16 protein-coding genes and 1 pseudogene are annotated in these 15,834 nt (G+C 64.1%); 9 read left to right on the forward strand and 8 right to left on the reverse strand.

Annotated elements, in window-relative coordinates:
* The first annotated feature begins 62 nt into the window (after nucleotides 1-62).
* Nucleotides 63-701, forward strand: a complete 639-nt coding sequence (locus SROS_RS17655; protein WP_012890310.1) for a TetR/AcrR family transcriptional regulator — start codon at nucleotides 63-65, stop codon at nucleotides 699-701.
* A gap of 3 nt (nucleotides 702-704) precedes the next feature.
* A pseudogene (locus tag SROS_RS47470) lies at nucleotides 705-1,468 on the forward strand (IS5 family transposase); the annotation flags it as partial.
* Here SROS_RS47470 and SROS_RS17665 read toward each other — a convergent pair.
* Entirely contained in the window at nucleotides 1,463-1,882 is a 420-nt protein-coding gene (locus SROS_RS17665) for a MerR family transcriptional regulator (RefSeq protein WP_012890311.1), read from the reverse strand. The pseudogene SROS_RS47470 and the gene SROS_RS17665 sit on opposite strands and share 6 nt — an antisense overlap.
* 54 nt (nucleotides 1,883-1,936) lie before the next feature.
* Here SROS_RS17665 and SROS_RS17670 point away from each other — a divergent pair, with 54 nt between their 5' ends.
* Nucleotides 1,937-2,893, forward strand: coding sequence for an SDR family NAD(P)-dependent oxidoreductase (locus SROS_RS17670; protein WP_012890312.1), 957 nt, complete (start codon nucleotides 1,937-1,939; stop codon nucleotides 2,891-2,893).
* A 486-nt stretch (nucleotides 2,894-3,379) separates the two neighbouring features.
* On the opposite strand, the gene SROS_RS17675 is transcribed toward SROS_RS17670, so the two are convergent.
* Together SROS_RS17675 and SROS_RS17680 are read right to left on the reverse strand one after the other, a co-directional pair.
* Entirely contained in the window at nucleotides 3,380-3,721 is a 342-nt protein-coding gene (locus SROS_RS17675; protein WP_012890313.1) for a DoxX family protein, read from the reverse strand.
* 181 nt (nucleotides 3,722-3,902) lie between these two features.
* Nucleotides 3,903-4,784 (reverse strand): sigma-70 family RNA polymerase sigma factor, encoded by an 882-nt coding sequence (locus SROS_RS17680; RefSeq protein WP_012890314.1) that lies wholly within the window; start codon nucleotides 4,782-4,784, stop codon nucleotides 3,903-3,905.
* A gap of 103 nt (nucleotides 4,785-4,887) precedes the next feature.
* Here SROS_RS17680 and SROS_RS17685 point away from each other — a divergent pair, with 103 nt between their 5' ends.
* On the forward strand, nucleotides 4,888-5,178 hold the full coding sequence (locus SROS_RS17685; RefSeq protein WP_012890315.1) for a hypothetical protein: 291 nt from the start codon (nucleotides 4,888-4,890) through the stop codon (nucleotides 5,176-5,178).
* Between the two features lie 535 nt (nucleotides 5,179-5,713).
* On the opposite strand, the gene SROS_RS17690 is transcribed toward SROS_RS17685, so the two are convergent.
* The 3 genes from SROS_RS17690 to SROS_RS17700 form a co-directional block, all read right to left on the reverse strand.
* Complete coding sequence (locus tag SROS_RS17690) at nucleotides 5,714-6,286, reverse strand: dihydrofolate reductase family protein (protein WP_012890316.1); 573 nt, start codon at nucleotides 6,284-6,286, stop codon at nucleotides 5,714-5,716.
* A 654-nt stretch (nucleotides 6,287-6,940) separates the two neighbouring features.
* On the reverse strand, nucleotides 6,941-7,564 hold the full coding sequence (locus tag SROS_RS17695) for a DUF6461 domain-containing protein (protein WP_012890317.1): 624 nt from the start codon (nucleotides 7,562-7,564) through the stop codon (nucleotides 6,941-6,943).
* A gap of 42 nt (nucleotides 7,565-7,606) precedes the next feature.
* Nucleotides 7,607-8,389, reverse strand: a complete 783-nt coding sequence (locus tag SROS_RS17700) for an IS5-like element ISStro2 family transposase (protein WP_012890318.1) — start codon at nucleotides 8,387-8,389, stop codon at nucleotides 7,607-7,609.
* A gap of 477 nt (nucleotides 8,390-8,866) precedes the next feature.
* Between SROS_RS17700 and SROS_RS17705 the strand changes: the two genes are divergently transcribed.
* Together SROS_RS17705 and SROS_RS50965 are read left to right on the forward strand one after the other, a co-directional pair.
* Nucleotides 8,867-9,460 carry a hypothetical protein gene (locus tag SROS_RS17705; RefSeq protein WP_148269113.1) on the forward strand — a complete coding sequence of 198 codons (594 nt, stop codon included), beginning with the start codon at nucleotides 8,867-8,869 and terminating at the stop codon, nucleotides 9,458-9,460.
* Nucleotides 9,461-9,772: 312 nt separating this feature from the next.
* Nucleotides 9,773-10,363 carry a hypothetical protein gene (locus SROS_RS50965; protein ID WP_043652243.1) on the forward strand — a complete coding sequence of 197 codons (591 nt, stop codon included), beginning with the start codon at nucleotides 9,773-9,775 and terminating at the stop codon, nucleotides 10,361-10,363.
* Nucleotides 10,364-10,698: 335 nt separating this feature from the next.
* Here SROS_RS50965 and SROS_RS17715 read toward each other — a convergent pair whose 3' ends face one another.
* On the reverse strand, nucleotides 10,699-10,953 hold the full coding sequence (locus tag SROS_RS17715; protein ID WP_012890321.1) for a hypothetical protein: 255 nt from the start codon (nucleotides 10,951-10,953) through the stop codon (nucleotides 10,699-10,701).
* A gap of 714 nt (nucleotides 10,954-11,667) precedes the next feature.
* Between SROS_RS17715 and SROS_RS17720 the strand changes: the two genes are divergently transcribed.
* The 3 genes from SROS_RS17720 to SROS_RS17730 all read left to right on the forward strand — a co-directional run bounded on the left by SROS_RS17720 (nucleotide 11,668) and on the right by SROS_RS17730 (nucleotide 14,072).
* A complete protein-coding gene (locus tag SROS_RS17720; RefSeq protein WP_012890322.1) occupies nucleotides 11,668-12,240 on the forward strand; it encodes a DUF6461 domain-containing protein in 573 nt (190 codons plus the stop codon).
* Between the two features lie 174 nt (nucleotides 12,241-12,414).
* Nucleotides 12,415-13,011, forward strand: a complete 597-nt coding sequence (locus tag SROS_RS17725) for a hypothetical protein (protein ID WP_012890323.1) — start codon at nucleotides 12,415-12,417, stop codon at nucleotides 13,009-13,011.
* A 239-nt stretch (nucleotides 13,012-13,250) separates the two neighbouring features.
* Entirely contained in the window at nucleotides 13,251-14,072 is an 822-nt protein-coding gene (locus SROS_RS17730; RefSeq protein WP_148269116.1) for a hypothetical protein, read from the forward strand.
* A 482-nt stretch (nucleotides 14,073-14,554) separates the two neighbouring features.
* Here SROS_RS17730 and SROS_RS46025 read toward each other — a convergent pair whose 3' ends face one another.
* Entirely contained in the window at nucleotides 14,555-15,778 is a 1,224-nt protein-coding gene (locus tag SROS_RS46025) for a DUF4352 domain-containing protein (RefSeq protein WP_012890325.1), read from the reverse strand.
* Between the last annotated feature and the right edge of the window lie 56 nt (nucleotides 15,779-15,834).

Below are 15,834 nucleotides of genomic sequence, written 5' to 3' on the forward strand. Positions count from 1 at the left end.
CCCAGCGAGTCTGCATGCAACTCGCAGATCCATCAGAGTGAACCGGCCGGTATAGTAGTTCCATGACCACATCGCGCGGACGGATCGACAAGCGGCAGGCGATCCTGCGGGGCGCGTTCGCCGTGTTCGCCCGGCAGGGCTACGCGCAGGCCTGCGTCCAGGAGATCGCCGACGAGGCGGGTGTGGCCAAGCCGACGGTCTACAACCACCTCACCGACAAGGCCACCCTGTTCCGGCACGCCGTCCAGGACGCGGCGCAGGCCGCTCTGCAGCAGCGCCTGGCCGCGCTGGAGCCGCTCGTCGAACCGGGCGACAACCTGCGCGACGCCCTCGAGGGCGTCGGCCATGAGCTCCTGCGCCTGTACTGCGACGAGCACTCCTGCGCGCTGCGACGGCTCCTCTACTCGGAGATCATCTGCTTTCCCGACATCCTCGACGTCGTCACCGAGTCAGGTCCGCACCGGCTCACCCAGGCACTGGCCGACCGGCTTGCCCGCCTCATCCTGGTCGGCCGCCTGCGCGCCGGCGACCCCGACCTGGCGGCCGAGCAGCTGCTCGCCCTGCTCGTCGGCCCCTTGGAGGCGCGCTCCCGCATGGGCACCCGACTCCTCGGCGACGATGAGCTGTGGGTGGTGACCCGGGGCGCCGTCGACACTTTCCTCCAGGCTTACGCCCCCTCTGACCGGCAATCGATCATCTAGGACAGGTTCCGGTCATGGGCGGTGACGGGCGTCTTCGAGCAACCGATGCAGGTGATGATCGCCGAGGCCGCTGCCCGCGGGCAGGCCGGCCTCGACCTGGTCAGCGTGGACTCCACCACCGCCCGTGCCCACCACCACGCCGCCGGAATGGCTCTGGACGGCGAGCTGGTCGCGGCACCGGAGGAGGCCGCCAAGCAGGAAAAGGGGCTGCGCCAAAGGGGCGGAACCACCAGGGTGGCGGACTCGACGAGAGTGATGGCGGGGACCGGAGCGAACGCCGACGGCTACGGCGCAGGATCCGGCTGACGGCGGCCAAGCTGGGCCGCTCGCGGGGTGGGCTTACCAGCAAGGTGCACCTGTCGGCCGACCGGCGATGCCGCCCGCTGTCCTTCGTCCTGAACCCGGGGCCAGGCCGGCGACAGCCCGCAGTTCTGTGCCGTCCTGGCCCGCATCAAGATCCGGCCACCCGTCGGCCGCCCGCGCACCCGCCCGGCCGCAGTAGCCGCAGACAGGCCTATTTCTCCCGCGGCAACCGCGCCTACCTGCGCCGACGCAGCGTCAAAGCCGTCATCCCGGAGAAGACCGACCAGGCAGCCAACCGAAAGAAACGCGGCTCCCGCGGCGGCCGCCCGGTCAGCCACGATCCAGACCTCTACAAACAGCGCAACACGGCAGAACGCTGCATCAACCAGATCAAAGAGTGGCGCGGGCCGGCCTTCCGCTTCGACAAGACACCCGAAAGCTACCTGGCCGGCCTGCATCTACGCGGAGGGTGTCGGAGACCAGAGTCCGGCCGCGGTTCCCTCCTCGACGTGCTTGCGATAGGTGACGACCTTGCCATGGATGATCTCCAGGCTGGCAGTCAAATCGGCGATCCTGTCCCGGACGGTTCTTTCGTGCTCCTCCAGGAGCGCGAGCCGCTCCGCCTCGTTGCCCCGACCGGATCGGACAAGCCGAGCGAACTCCTTCAGGGTGGCGATGGGCATGCCGGATTCTCGCAGCCGGTTGCACAACAGGAGCCACTCCACGTCCGCCGGTCCGTAGACGCGCTGCCCTCCGGCCGTGCGCGGAATCGGGCCGATGAAGAGCTCCTCACGTTCGAAGAACCGCAAGGCGTGCACGCTCAGGCCGGTCGCCTTCGCGACGTCTCCGATGGAAAGGCCGTCCGCGTTCCTGCTCATGCCGCACCGCCCTAGTTTGACCTAGATTGCACTCTAGATTTTAACGTCGAGTACATGGCAATCACGCAACACAAGGTCGGCTCGGGATTCAACGCGCACAGCACGGCGGACGAAGTCCTGGCCGGCATCGAGCTGGCCGGCAAGAACGTCCTGATCACCGGCGGCTACTCAGGTCTTGGACTGGAGGCCACGAGCGCGCTGGCCCGCGCGGGGGCGCACGTCATTGTGCCCGCTCGCCGTCCCGCCGTGGCGACGGAGGCGCTGTGCGGCATTCCGCGGACGGAGGTGCGGGAACTCGACCTGGCGGACCCCGACAGCATCCGGACGTTCAGTGACCGGTTCCTGGAGACCGGGCGGCCCCTCGACATCGTCATCGACAACGCGGGTGTCATGGCCTACCCGAACACGCCCGTCGGTCCAGGTTGGGAAGCACATTTCGCCATCAACCACCTCGGGCACTACGCCCTGGTCAACCGCCTGCGCCCGGCCCTGGCCCCTACCGGGGCGCGAGTGGTGTCCGTCGCCTCGTCCGGGCACTTCCTGTCGGACATCCGCTGGGACGACCCGCACTTCCGCCACGGCTACGACCACTGGCTCGCCTACGGGCAGTCCAAGACGGCCAACGCCCTGTTCGCCGTCCATCTCGACGCCCTCGGTGCGGCCGGTGGCGTGCATGCCTTCGCGGTGCACCCGGGCAGCATCCTCACCCCGCTGCAACGGCGCATCCCCCGCGAGCAGCAGATTGCCCAGGGCTGGATCACCCCGGAGGGCCGCCAGGCCGACGGCTTCAAAACCCCGGTGCAGGGTGCGGCGACGGCTGTATGGGCGGCCACGTCACCTCTGCTCGACGAGTACGGCGGCGCCTACTGCCAGGACTGCGACATCGCCGAACCCGCGACCACCGACGACATGCTCGTCGGCGGTGTCAAGACGTGGGCGATCGATCCCGATTCCGCAGCCCGGCTATGGGCCCTCTCCGGCGAACTCACCGGGCTGGATTGCTTCTCCTGACTCAGGGGGGTGAGGTCACGCGCCACGCCTCGTGCGCCTGGACCAGAGAGCACTGTGCGGGCGAGTCCTGAACCGCATGATCCGCACCCGGATTCATAAACGAGGAAAACTACAACGCATGCGAACAGAAGTGCGCAAGGAGAGAGCCAGGACGAAAAGCACCCGAGGGCGGCCCAGATCCAAACCTCTGAGGCAGAAGATTCTCAACCAGCCAGAAAACGGCTCCGCTGACCTGGGCTGGCGCAATCACGTGTACCTGCTGACAGGACTCCTGCCGACAGCCCGCATCGGCGCCCCTCGGGGCCCTCGGTCAGCCGCAGTGCGACGGGTTCGAGTACCAGTACTTCGTGTCGTACTTGCCGCCCCGGATGATGCGGCGGCCCGGTTGGTCACGGTCGTGAAAACTGAAACCCCGGTACTCCTCGCGTGCGGCGAGGGGTGCCGGGGGATCTGGGTGGACAGTCGGCCTGGGCTCTGGCTGTGTTGTCAGGCGGTGGCTCCCAGCGCGAGGGCGGCGACAACCGGCACGAGGTACAGCAGCGGGTAGGCGACCGTCGCGTAGGAGCGTGCACGGAGCACAGTGATGACGGCCCCGACGAAGTACAGAACCAGGCCGATTCCGGCCAGGGTGCCGATCACGGGTACGAACAGGCCGACCAGCAGGCCCGCTGCCCCCGCGGCCTTGGCGGCACCGAGCCAGGGCCACCATGAGCTCGGGACGCCGTACGCTGCCAGCGGTTGGACGACCCACGCGGCGCGAGTGAGGATGGCGTAGGCGGAGAAGGCCACCCAGGCGGCGGCGAGAACGGTGACGATAATGTGAACCATTTGGGGCGCTCCTTGCTTCGGTGACGCTGGGCCGGGGCCGCAGCGGCGTGATCGGTGAGTCCGTCACTGCCTTGACCCGGCGCCATACGGTGATGTGACCGCCGGCGAATGTGACGTGCGTCATAGGCGAGGAGCCCGGCGGTGGGGAGGTGAATCCGAGCGATCCACCTCCCCGCCCCTGTCAGTCCAGGACTGCCAGATGGAGTCGATCGAGACGATCGGGTTCTGCGATGACGTCGATGGCGGTGATGAGGCCGTCGGCGATCGTGAACGTGAGTGCCACACGCAGGTGGCTGTGGGGAGCCATCACGAGGCCAACGGCGCCGTCGATGAGGGCGGCTCCAGTGAACTGGGCCCGCTGCATGGCGGCCATCGCGCCCTTGGCGACGGGCTCGGCTCCGTGGACCACGACGGGCTCGGCGGTCAGCATGACAGCCTTGTCCGCCCGGAGCATGACATCGGGGTGGAGCAGCGTGATCAGCGCCTGGAAATCCCGGCCGAGAGTGGCGGACAGGAAGGCTTCGACGATCTCCCGCCGGCGGGTCAGATCGACGTGCGGCGCGGGTGCGGCCCCCTTGACGCGGCGGCGGGCACGGCTGGCCAGTTGCCGGGTCGCCTCAGGTGAACGCTCCAACATGGGGGCGATTTCCTCGAACGGCACGGCGAACAGATCGTGCAACACGAAGGCGACCCGCTCGGCCGGACTCAGGGTGTCGAGCACCACCAGCAGCGCCACCCCCACCGAGTCGGCCATCACCACCTCTTGTTCGGGATTCCCGGTGGAGGCGGGGCCCAGCAGCGGATCAGCCGTCTGGATGTCCAGCGGCTCCTCGTGGCGGTTACCGCGCGAACGCAGCATGTTCAGACACACCCGAGCCACCACCGTGGTCAGCCATCCGGCAATGTTCTGCACCTGGCCGACATCGGCGCGGCTGGCACGCAGCCAGGCGTCCTGCAGCGCGTCGTCGGCCTCGCTCAGCGATCCGAGCATCCGAAAAGCCACCGCGCGGAGATGCGAGCGTTGCTCGGCGAACCGCTCTGTCAGCCACTGATGTTCGTCCATGTCACATTCCTCCATTAACCAGTGCCAAGGGAGAACGATACTTATCGACATATCGACCCCACGGAGGAGTCATGACGTCACCCATCGCGGACGAGCTGCCCCGGTGACCCGCTTCCGCAGCGGATTCACCCGCTGGATCGAACAACGTCTCCTCCGCGACGACCCCGATGACCTCATTGAGGCGATCGGGTTCCTCGCCCGTACCGAGGGCCTCTCACCCGATGTGGCAGAGCACGTCGCGACCATGACCGGCACCATGACCAGCGACGTCGTCGCCGCCTACCAAGCCGACAACACCGAATGGGCCAGCACCCAGGCGACCTTCGACCACCCCGACCTGACCGCCCTCGACGACCATCTCGATACGGTGGCCTACTGCCGCCACCAGGACTGACGGGTACTCTTCGGGCCGAGTGGCGCGCTCAGAGCGACGGCTTGCGCCGGGCTCAGCCTGACCTGGGAAGGGCGAACCGCTCGGCGAACACCCTCCTGGACCAACATCGTCCGGCACCCCTCGTCCTGGGCCGGGCATCCACCGATGGCCCCGCCCTGGCCGAGTACTGGGCCCGGCGGCCCCTTGGACGACCAGCAGATCACCGAGGATTGCCACGAAATCACTTCACGAAAGGTGATCGCCCCTACAGGTTGAGGCCGCTGAGCTCGCCGGCCATCAGCGTCCCTTCTTGAGAGTCGGTCCCGGAGCCATCGTCGATCGGAGCGGGGTTGCCCGTCTGAACCCCATCCTGATCTGTGAAAAGACCGATGATGTCAACGGATGTGAACAATAACCCCTGCTCACCGGTCCGTCCTTACGGAGACGATGAGGACTCGTTGCCCCGTCCCCAACGGTGCGGCTCGCCCCGCTGCGAACCCTTGTGGGAGTGATGAGGACAGCCGCCCCAGGCCAACAAGCTGAGGCGGCAGCGTTCTCAGGACACGGCCTGGCGCGCCACGCGGTGGCGGAGGTAGACGACTCTTGAGAAGGTGCGGGTCTCGACGAGTTCGAGATCCACCTGGCGCTCGCGCTGGGGAAAGAATGGAATGCCACCGCCAACCAGCACCGGGTAGACCCTGGCCCGGTACTCGTCGATCAGACCCAACGCGGCGGCCTCTGCGGCGAGAGTCGCGCCGCCGATCGCGATGTCGCCCTCTCCTGGCTCGGCTCGCAACCGCTCGATCTCCTCCGCCAGGCCGCCGGAGGCCAGACGGGCATTGCCCCGCACCGCCGACAGCGTGGTGGAGAACACCACCTTCGGGAGCGACTTCCAGATCGCGGCCCACACGAGCCTTGAGTCGTCGAGCGATGGATCCTGGTCGGCGGTCTCCCAATACAGCATCGTCTCGTACAGCCGTCGTCCCAACAGGTGGACGCCGACCTCTTGTATCTGGTCGGTGTTGAAGCGAAAGACGTCTTTGTCGGGTGCCGTCCAGTCGAAGCCGCCGTCCGGCCCGACGATGTAGCCGTCAAGTGAGACGCTCATCGAATAGGTCACACTGCGCATCAGAAATCCTCCCCGGTAACTGGTTCGACAGCACGACCGCCGGACGCCGCAGGATTCATCACGGCTCGCGGGATTCTCTCAGATCTCCCCGCCCCACGCGAAGATCATCAAGAAGGCCGGCGATCTTTCAAGGCACGGCCCAGGCATGCTTAATGCGTCAGAGGCCGTCCGGTTGCGACCCCTCGCCGGGGTGATGAGGGCTCCGGAGTAAAACCGCAGTTCAAAAGCCTTCTTTTGGAAGCGATCCGACCGCTTTTGCAGTGCACCTCCGGTAGTGCAGAAAACCCGGGAGGTCTGCTGCAAATCCGTATGATCACCATGATTCCATCAGTCCCGGCCGGTGTCACCGGACTCGAACTCAGTGGTGGAGTGGTTCGGCCCTGAGGGGGCTGATCTTCGTGCGTGGTCGGGGGCGATCGGCAGTCCGGGATTTCGTTCCTCAACCCCAGCCCAACGGGTAGCAGGGGTGCACTTTGGTTGCAATACAGGAGCGTTCAGAGCTGTTCAGGATGGACCACTGAGGATTTTTCATCCTGATGGCCTGGTGCGGCAGGCCCGCGGAGAACAGTGCTCCTGTGAAACCTGCAGGAGCGTGCAGCGAAGTGATCCACCGTCCGCCTACCAACCCGCGGAAGCTGCAGACGATGATCCTGCTCACCTCGATCCGGGAACGACTCCGCACAGATAGGTGGACTCCTCCAGCAGTTGCGGCGTCATCGTGATCCCGGTGAGGCGCTCGGCCATAAGGAACGCCGGCCCTCTGTGGGGGGCGGCGATCGAGTAGACGGGGGAGTCGATCCGCTCCAGAATCTCTGCGAGTTCGTCCGGCATCTCCTCTGAGTAGCTTTCGTGGGGCCTGGCCATGAACTGCATCTTCCCGTCTTCGATCCGGTGGGAATAGCCTTCGTCGTGCGCGAACTCGAACCGGATCTTTCCGTCGTCGATCCAGTAGAAGTAGTCCATGTCATCGACGTCGAGGTAGAAGTGGGAGACGAGACGGGTGCCCGCCGACAGCGGCATGATGATCTCTTGGGTGACGCCGAGCCCGCCGTTGGCCTCGACGAGGAGTACCCAGTCTCCAACGGCGACGGCACCGAAGGTTTGCCACCGGATCAGCCCATCAAGCGTTACGCGAGAGCAGTCTTCGACCCGGACGCCGAGCCGGGTCACCACTTCCTCAAGCGTCAGGCCGCGGACGTAGGTGAAGCAGTAGGCGTCCGCCAGGCCGGGGAAGCGCTCGGGGGAGAACCAGGAGTAGTCGTCAGGGGTCGCGATCATCCCGTCATGCTTGCAGTGCCCACCGACACAATAAGAACCATTTCATCCTGAGTAGCGGCCTTCTTCCACGAGCTGCAGCACAAAGATCGCCTGCACGAACGCTGTCGCTCGATGCGGGCAACAGCGCAGCCTAGTAAGCACCTTCCAGCCCTTCAAGGTCGCGACGGCACGCTCACCGATGGCCCGGATACGGGCGTGGGCGCGGTTGACGTCCCGCTGCCCGCGCGACAACCAGGGCCGATGGCGATGTCGCTTGAACGGCGTCCGAATCATGGCGCCCGCGCCTTGATAACCCTTGTCCGCAAAGGTCTTCACGCCGGCGCTGGTCAAGGCGTCGATTAGGCCGACCTTCCGGGCGGCGCTCACGTCGTGCGCGGCGCCCGGCAACGCGGGCGAGGCCCACACCAATCGGCCCATGGGGTCGGCCAGCAGTTGCACGTTCATTCCATGCCGCTTGTGTTTGCCGCTGTAATACGGCCGCTCATCGGCGAGGCGGTCAATCGGAATGAGAGTGCCGTCCAGGATGGTGTAGGCCAGCCGGGATGCGCGCTCGACGGCGGCGTGCACGTCGTCGGCCAGGGCGGCCAGGAGATCGACGGCTTCGCGAACATAGCGCCAGGCCGTGGTGGTCCCTACGGCGAAACCGGCGGCCAGGCGGGCGTAGGTGTCGCCATTGCGTAAATGGGCCAGGACCAGTAGCGCCTGCTGCGCCGAATCTAACTTCCGCCACCGGGAGCGACGTTCGGCGTGCCGGGTGCGGATGAGTTCGGCCAGGCGAATCAGGGTGTGGTTGGACAGTGGAATCGAGGCACGGTAAGACAGCAACGAGGCTCCCGGTTGGGGCATCGGATCTTGGTCGACTGCTGTCTTATCGGGAGTCTCCTCTCATCCACCACTGCTTTCCGCAGACCCATCCTGACCAGTGCCTTCACGATGGAAAGAGCTCACTCATGCCCTCTGACCTGCATTGAACTATATGGAACGAGCCGAGGTCGATCTTTTAATCCGCATGTCGGGTGATCCGCCGAGTTCCAAGACACCGTCGCCGCGCCAGCGCTCTGACGCGTTGCCGTACGGCTCACCACGAGGAGTATGGGCAGAGCCCACACAGGCGTCGACAAGCCCGTTTCTGGGAGCCATCGGGCTGTACGGCTCCGGACCGAGCTGGACTGATATGAACGGGCGGCTCGTTCACGACCTGCGTGGCGAACTGATCTGAACGCCCTTGGTGACCGTTTGGGGATCTACGGGTCAGAAGGTGCCTGAGCTGAGAGCTACCCTATGGCCGGGCACAATCAGACCGTGGATCTCCGGGATTCCCCGCTGCTGAAAGCTGCTCAGCTCTGTACTGGCGGCATCCGGCCCAAAGCCGACGTCGATGTGGCCGGCGTGCTGGAGCACTTGGAGGACGACGACTGGGAAGCAGCTCTCCTTCTCCTCGAAGAGATCGGCGACGCACATCCTCAGCCGCCCCAGTTCTGGGACCTGCTGGCTGACGCTGCCCGCCTGTTGTGGCTTGTCAAGGACGCCTACTGGTACGGATGGCGGAGCAGCGAGGCTCGCAACGGTGCCGTTCTCGCCGAGCTCTGTCTGATGAGCTCAGAGGAGGGAGGCTGGCCCGGGCCCGCTCCTCCTGGCGCAGTGCTCCGGCCCATGTGGGACATCGGCCATCTCACGCCCGAGGGTGAACCCCTGCTCAGCATCGCCATCCTCTGGGTCGAGGGCCGCGCCCCCTTGAAGCCCGGGGAGTGCGGGCCGGTGAGACTGCTACCGCTGACCTTCGAGTACTGGCGGCATGTGCAGCCAGGTGATGTGATCACCATGCACGTGATGCGGCCCTCCACCGGTTGGGCCCGCGTCACAAAAGTCATTCTCCCTTTAGCAGTCGGCTCCTAGTTGCAGTTCTAGTTGCAATCCACCGCCGTGCCATGCCGTTCCAGACGGGCCGACCAAGCGCGTTGGTCCAGGTTGAACCGATCGGGACGAGCAGGATCAGAGCTGCTAATGCGGTTTGGTGCAGCCATGATGTCGCCGCACAGATGTTGGCCTCACGATCGCTCGGCGATGGTTGGGCGCGTAGGGGGGCGATCGGATGTCTCAGCACGGATCCACCGAGCATCATGGATATGTAGGGGAACCGTGCAAACGGTGTGAAGTTATCTGTCTAGGTGTAGCTTGGCCACTCGTCGCTCCGGAAGACTTCACGCCGTGTCGACTGCATCCAGCGAGAAGAAGCCCCCGAGCTGGCCGGCGCTCAAGATGGTGTCACTTGCATGGCTCACGCTGGTAGCGCTGGAGTACTTCTGGATTCCATTGTTCAGGGTGTCCGAGCTGCTTGCCTGGCTTGCGATCATGGCGGCCTGGTTGTGGGTGATCAGTCGGTCGACCATGGTGGTGCTGACCTATCTGTCCCGTAGGGACTACGGTCGGTGTGTCGCCGCGCTGTTGCTTGTCCTCAGTGCCGGATCGGTGGCCAGAACCGCTCACTGGAGTGCCCTGTATGCGGAGGGCCAGGTCTGGTTGCACAGGGACGCATTCGCTGAACTCGCCGCCGACCACGAGCACCACCGGCCGCTCACAGTGCCCGGGTGGATGGAGTACCTGTCGATAGACGGTCAGGTACGGCCACAACGCGACGTGCTCTACCTGCCGGTGTTCGAGGATTGGCGGGCGGAGAGCGGCAGAGGCATTGCCTATATACCGGGTTCCGATGGTCGAGGCACGACGATCCACACGGCAAGCGGTGACCTCGGCAGCGCCACACACGATCTTGGAGACGATTGGTGGTGGGTGGAGTAGGCGTCAGATTGATCTTCTGATCCGTACGTTGGGTGATCCGCCGAGTTCCCAGTCACCGTCGCCGCGCCGGTGCCCTGACGCGTTGTCGTACGGCTCACCAAGCAGGTACGCGGGCGGGCTTCCCGAGCGGAACCACGAGGAGTATGGGCAGCTCACATGAGCACCGGCAAGTCCGTTTCCGGGAGTCAACTTGGGAGCCATCGAGCCGTACAATCCCGGACCGAGCTGGACTGATATGAACGGGCGGCTCGTTCACGACCTACGTGGCGAACTGGTCTGAACGTCCTTGGCGACCGTTTGTGGATCTACGGCTCAGAAGATTGGAGCGTCTTGATTCAGATCGACTTCACCCAAGGCGGCGCTTCGTCGGCAGGCATCGCGAGTTCGCTTTGGACAAGAAGTACGGCCTCCTCATCCTGGCCTCGGACTTTGAACTGTCGCACGCGGCCGATGATGTCCATGGCTCTCATCGGGGCCGTGTACTTCAGCACACGGCGTTGTCGCAGGGTCTTGATCAGAGTCGCCACAAAGAAGAGAAGGAAGCAGACAAAGAGTCCGATGAAGACGGCTGGGAGGATGGTGTCAAGCATTCGATGGTCATAATGCTCGCCACCTCTCCTTCCAGTAGCACCGTTGCACTTCCAGTTGCAGTCCAGGATCGTTCAAGGCGATTCAGAGCGGTCCGCCCATGCCCTCTGAACTGCATTGAACTACCCGGAACAGCGTAGGGCCGATCTTTTAATCCGCAGGTTCCGGGTTTGGGTCCCAGGAATCTTACCCAACGACCGCCGTACAATATGCGTGCAATGATCATGACGCTCATGGCGATGAGGCGCGGTCGCGCCGCAGGTGGGAGGCCATCTTCCCGCCGGAACGGTCACGGGCTGTAAAACCGTCGACGCTCTGCCAGTGGAAACCAACGAAGGCGTACGACATCGATCGAGCTGAACGGAAGCCGTTCGGGGACTTGCGGACCATGAGGTGCCTGAGCTGAGGATTACCGCCGTGGCCAGGCACATCAGATCGTGAAACCTTTTCATCCTGAAGTCGCAGCTCAGAGTGGCTTAGCCGGTATAGGTGAACACCCAGGCCGCCAAGCAGGTCGTCGGGCGATCCTGCCCGGTCCAAGCAACTCCACATCACCAGCTCCCGAGCTGTCCGGTTGGGAAGATGAAAAAGCGCACTGATCACTAAAACCCTGAGTTCACGCTGGCCGAGGTGCGTCACGCCGCATTGCGCCCAGCCCCATCATCCTGTGACCACCGGGTTCTGTGCCTGTCGGTGGCGGCTGGCAGCATGACGACATGACTATGCAGCCCCTCGATATCTCTTGGCTCTGCGGCGAATACTCCGAGGAGTGCTACAGCTTCATCTACATCCGTGCCACGCCTGAGCAGGTGATTGCACGCCTCGGCGGTCGATGGGAGGACTTCACGCCGGGCCCCTTCCCCGACGACCCGGATCACTACCCGCGTTCTGGGGAGCCTCTCGGCGTCACCTCCATCGGCGATTGGACGTTCGTTTTCGACCCTGACTGGCTCGGCACCTGCGAAGACGTGATCACTGAACTCTCCCAAGGCACCCGCCTCGTCTCCCAAGCCGCACTTGCCATCAAGGGCATGGACTATTTCTACTGGTGTGAGAACGGCGAGATCCGATTCTGCTTCGGAGTCGATGCCGAACATCCGACGGAGACCCCGGACGAACTCGTGGACACGATGACGGAGATCGACAGACTCTACCCATCGTTTCCCCCGCTCTACGAAGGGCCGGCTTTCCTACTCGTCGAGCACCTGACCGGGATCAGGGTGACGGAGCATCTACTGAAGGGCTCCACGTTCATGTGGGGCGTCGTCCCAGAACCAGCCAAGTCGTAACGTTGGCCAACAGTGAGTCTTTTTCCTCCTAAAGTCGCAGCTCAGAGCGAGTGAACCGGTAGAGGTGAGCATTCAGGTCGCCGCTGGGCAGGTCGTCGGGCGATCCTGCCCGGTCCAAGCAACTCCACATCACCCGCTTCCGAACTGGCCGGCTGGGAGGATGAAAAGGGCTCCGTGGACTTCCAGGATTCCCCGCTTCTGAAAGCTGCCCGGCTCTGTCCCGTCGACGTCCGGACCGAGGAAGTCGGCATCAGCGTGGCCGACATGCTGGGGTATCTGGAACATGACGAATGGGAGATGGCCTTCCTCCTTCTCGAAGAGCTCGGCGACGCGCATCCTCAGTTGCCCGAGTTCTGGAGCCTGCTGACCGATGCCGCTCGTTTGACGTGGCTTCAGGGGGACGCCGACTGGTGCGAATGGCGATGTGGTGAGGCCCGTAACGGTGCCGTTCGCGCCGACCTCTGCCTCACGAGCGCCGAGGACGGAGGCCGCATGAGCCCCATGCCTCTCCGCGGAGTGCTCCGGCCCATGCGGGACATCGGCCTTCTCACGCCCGAGGATGAACCCCTGCTCGGCATCGCCCGCCTCTGGGTCGAAGGTCGTGATCCGCTGGAGCCGGGTGAGTGCGGGTCGCTGAGATTGCTTCCCCTGACCTTCGAACACTGGCAGCACCTCAAGCCAGGCGATGTGATCACCATGCACGAGATCCGAGCCCCTATCGGGACCGCGCGCATCACCGGGATCAGTCTGCCCGTGACAGCCGGTTCCTAGTTGCAGTTCTAGTTGCAATCCAGCCCTGTTCAATCTCGTCCCGGAGGGACCGGCCACGCCCATTGGTCCAGGTGGAACTGATCTGAACGGGCAAGATCAGAGCTGCTAATGCGGTTTGGGTTTACTGTCTATCCGAGGTCCGAATCACTTTTCAAGATTCAGATTTCTCGGAACGAGAGCCGGAAGCGATTCATGCGACAGCGAAACACCCAGCCGGGCATCAGGATCGCAATCCCCCGGTGACAAGGCTGAGATCAGCGATGGCCAAAGATGATCTCATGAGAAGATTATCCGTACTGCTAGGTGTCCTGGCTCTCCTGCTCACGCCGTCGCTGCCAGGCACGGCGCACGCTCAGAGTCGTGGCTCACTGACACAGGCGATATCCGCGCTGAAGAGTGAGTTCGCAGAAAGAAGCAGTGTGCTCTTCTCCCAGAAGACCCGCGACGGCTTCGGCTCGGACGTCGTCGCCTTGACGGTCGCCCACGGCAAACACCGTTTCGCGGCCAAGGTGGGCGTGTACGCCAGTGACGTCACGGACACCTTCACCACGGGTGACAGGCCTGTCCACTTCCGAATGATCAACGTCGGTCGCGACAGCTACACTCAAGGCACCTGGGCCAACATCCCCGAGGGCAAGAAGTGGCTCCACCGGCGGGACTCGGACGGCTTCCTCTGGTCTCAAAACCTGGTAGACGCGCTAAATCCGAAATTCTTGCAGCTGATCTCCTCCGGAGCGGAGAAGACATCCGCCATGGACCGATACGACGGTGTCCCTGCCATCCGGTATGACGGTTCGGTGAAGGTCGGTAGCCTCGGCTCGCGCCAGGCCGGGATCTACTACGGCCCGAAAGATGGGAGATCGGTAGGAGGCCGCATCAAGTGGAAGCTCTGGTTGGGCCCGGACAGCCTGCCCAGGCGCTTCCAGGCCGAGATCGTCTCTGATCCCTACGGCCCAGAGCGGGAAGTAGACATCGTGAGGATGAATGTCCTCTACAAGGGCTGGGGAACGCCTGTCCACATCGCAGCACCGCCCAAGAACCTTGTGGCCGAAGACGACTGAGTTCACCGCTCGGCTCGCGCCTTTTGCGGCCCACGATCGGACTGACTTGCAAGCAGGTGATCCACCAGCATTCTGGGAGCCGTATTGGGAGCCATCAGGCCACGCGACCCTGGGTTGAGCTGGACTGATATGAACAGGCGGATCGTACGCGACCTGCGCGGCGAACTGATCTGAACGCTCTTGGACGTCGTTTGGAGATCTACGGATCAGAAGGTTAGAGGTTCGAGTACCTCCGGCCGCGCAGTTGCAAGGAGGCCTCTGGACAAGGGTTACGCCGTCAGGGCCTTCGTGTCTTTTTGATTGTTCGTGCTTCTTGTTAACAGCTTGGCTCCTCATACTCGCTGATCGCTTTGGCGAATATCCCGGAGGCTAAAGCCTCCACTGATCTCTCCACAGGTCTGAGGGGTGATCAATGGGCTAGGACGTCGTTCGTCCATCCCACCTCACAGGCCCATGGTGATTGCGCCGTGGATCACGTCCGGCTAAGACAGCGCCCATTCGCCCTTCTGCTGACCAAACATGACCCCGAACTGCAGTTTGGCAGGCGTCGCCGAGGCGGGAACTTCGAATACGATCAGGCCTTTTCGGGTATCGCCGCGGTTCACAGTGACCGATCCGCCGAACGCGGCTCCCTCCGTCACTTCCGCGAACGTTGGCCGATGCTGTTGCCCTTCGGCGTCGATCAACGTCCCGCCGACAGCCGGTGAGTCGGTGTAGATCTCCTGGCCGACATTCTTCAAGGTGAGTTCGACAGCGATGTAGCGGTTGCCGTCTTTCGGCTTCAGGAACTGGTTGCCGGAGGTCGCGTTGTCAATGACCCGATTGGGGGTGACAGCGACTTCAACGCCGGGCTGTAGCCCCTTAACGGTGATGGTCTCGCCGACCTTCGCCACCGTCACTGTCTGCGCTTGCGCTGTCGGCGGCTGTGCGATCAGGGGCTGAGTCGGCACGGGGGTGAGCCGTAAGCCGCCATCCTGTCCACCGCAGACCTTGGAGGCCCGCCGCTCCTGCACGATCTGATCGAGGCTCTTGGTGCGGTACTCCTGCTGCTGATCGGCAGGTAGGACATACCGCCACGCCTGGCCTTCATAGGTGAAGTCGAAGGTGAACGCTGCGATCAAACGGTTGGCGTTCACCTTCGCGCCGGTGCCGTTGACAGCGACTGAGCTGATTGTGAACCGCAGATTCTGCGCGGCCTGCGGGCACTGTTCGAACATGCTGATGTAGTCGTCGCGCGGCATCAGGGACTGCGACTGCGCAGACCAGCGATCCCAGAACTCGCCATAGGAGCCGGCCGAGTACAGATCGAACGCCTGTTGCGCGGCAGTGCGTACCCCGGGCTCGGTCTGCTCCTGCGCCCGCAGGTCCACCAGGGCCACTCTCGCTCCCTCGGATGATCCGGTCGAGGTGGCGGAGTTGAGTACGAGGAGGGTCGTGACGACGGCAACACCGAGCAGCGCGATGACGGCCAGCGCGACAGTCGCCACGGAGAGGGCCGACCCGCCACGCCGCTGCTGTGATTGCGGCACCGGTTGTTGCATCGGATAGCCGTTAGTCGCATACAGCCGCGGCTGTACCTGCCTGTATGCCGTCGGCTGCTGCGGGTAGCCCTGGGAAGGGTAGGGGCCGTGCTGGGACGGTTGGCTGTTGTAGGGCTGCCACGGGCGCTGACCATGCGGCTGCCGACCCTGCGGGGGATACGTCACGACATCTCCGGATGACTGGGGTGCGTGTGAGACGCCTGAGATGTCGCCCCGGGTTA

This window comes from Streptosporangium roseum DSM 43021 (assembly GCF_000024865.1).
GTDB classification, from domain to species: domain Bacteria; phylum Actinomycetota; class Actinomycetes; order Streptosporangiales; family Streptosporangiaceae; genus Streptosporangium; species Streptosporangium roseum.

What these genes read in the sequence shown, in the direction of transcription:
- SROS_RS17695 (WP_012890317.1), bottom strand. Translation starts at nt 7,564, where the DNA reads ATGATCGCGACCCCTGACGACTACTCCTGGTTCTCCCCCGAGCGCTTC.
- SROS_RS17720 (WP_012890322.1), top strand. Translation starts at nt 11,668, where the DNA reads ATGACTATGCAGCCCCTCGATATCTCTTGGCTCTGCGGCGAATACTCC.
- SROS_RS17690 (WP_012890316.1), bottom strand. Translation starts at nt 6,286, where the DNA reads ATGCGCAGTGTGACCTATTCGATGAGCGTCTCACTTGACGGCTACATC.
- SROS_RS17670 (WP_012890312.1), top strand. Translation starts at nt 1,937, where the DNA reads ATGGCAATCACGCAACACAAGGTCGGCTCGGGATTCAACGCGCACAGC.
- SROS_RS17675 (WP_012890313.1), bottom strand. Translation starts at nt 3,721, where the DNA reads ATGGTTCACATTATCGTCACCGTTCTCGCCGCCGCCTGGGTGGCCTTC.
- SROS_RS17715 (WP_012890321.1), bottom strand. Translation starts at nt 10,953, where the DNA reads ATGCTTGACACCATCCTCCCAGCCGTCTTCATCGGACTCTTTGTCTGC.
- SROS_RS17655 (WP_012890310.1), top strand. Translation starts at nt 63, where the DNA reads ATGACCACATCGCGCGGACGGATCGACAAGCGGCAGGCGATCCTGCGG.
- SROS_RS17680 (WP_012890314.1), bottom strand. Translation starts at nt 4,784, where the DNA reads ATGGACGAACATCAGTGGCTGACAGAGCGGTTCGCCGAGCAACGCTCG.
- SROS_RS17665 (WP_012890311.1), bottom strand. Translation starts at nt 1,882, where the DNA reads ATGAGCAGGAACGCGGACGGCCTTTCCATCGGAGACGTCGCGAAGGCG.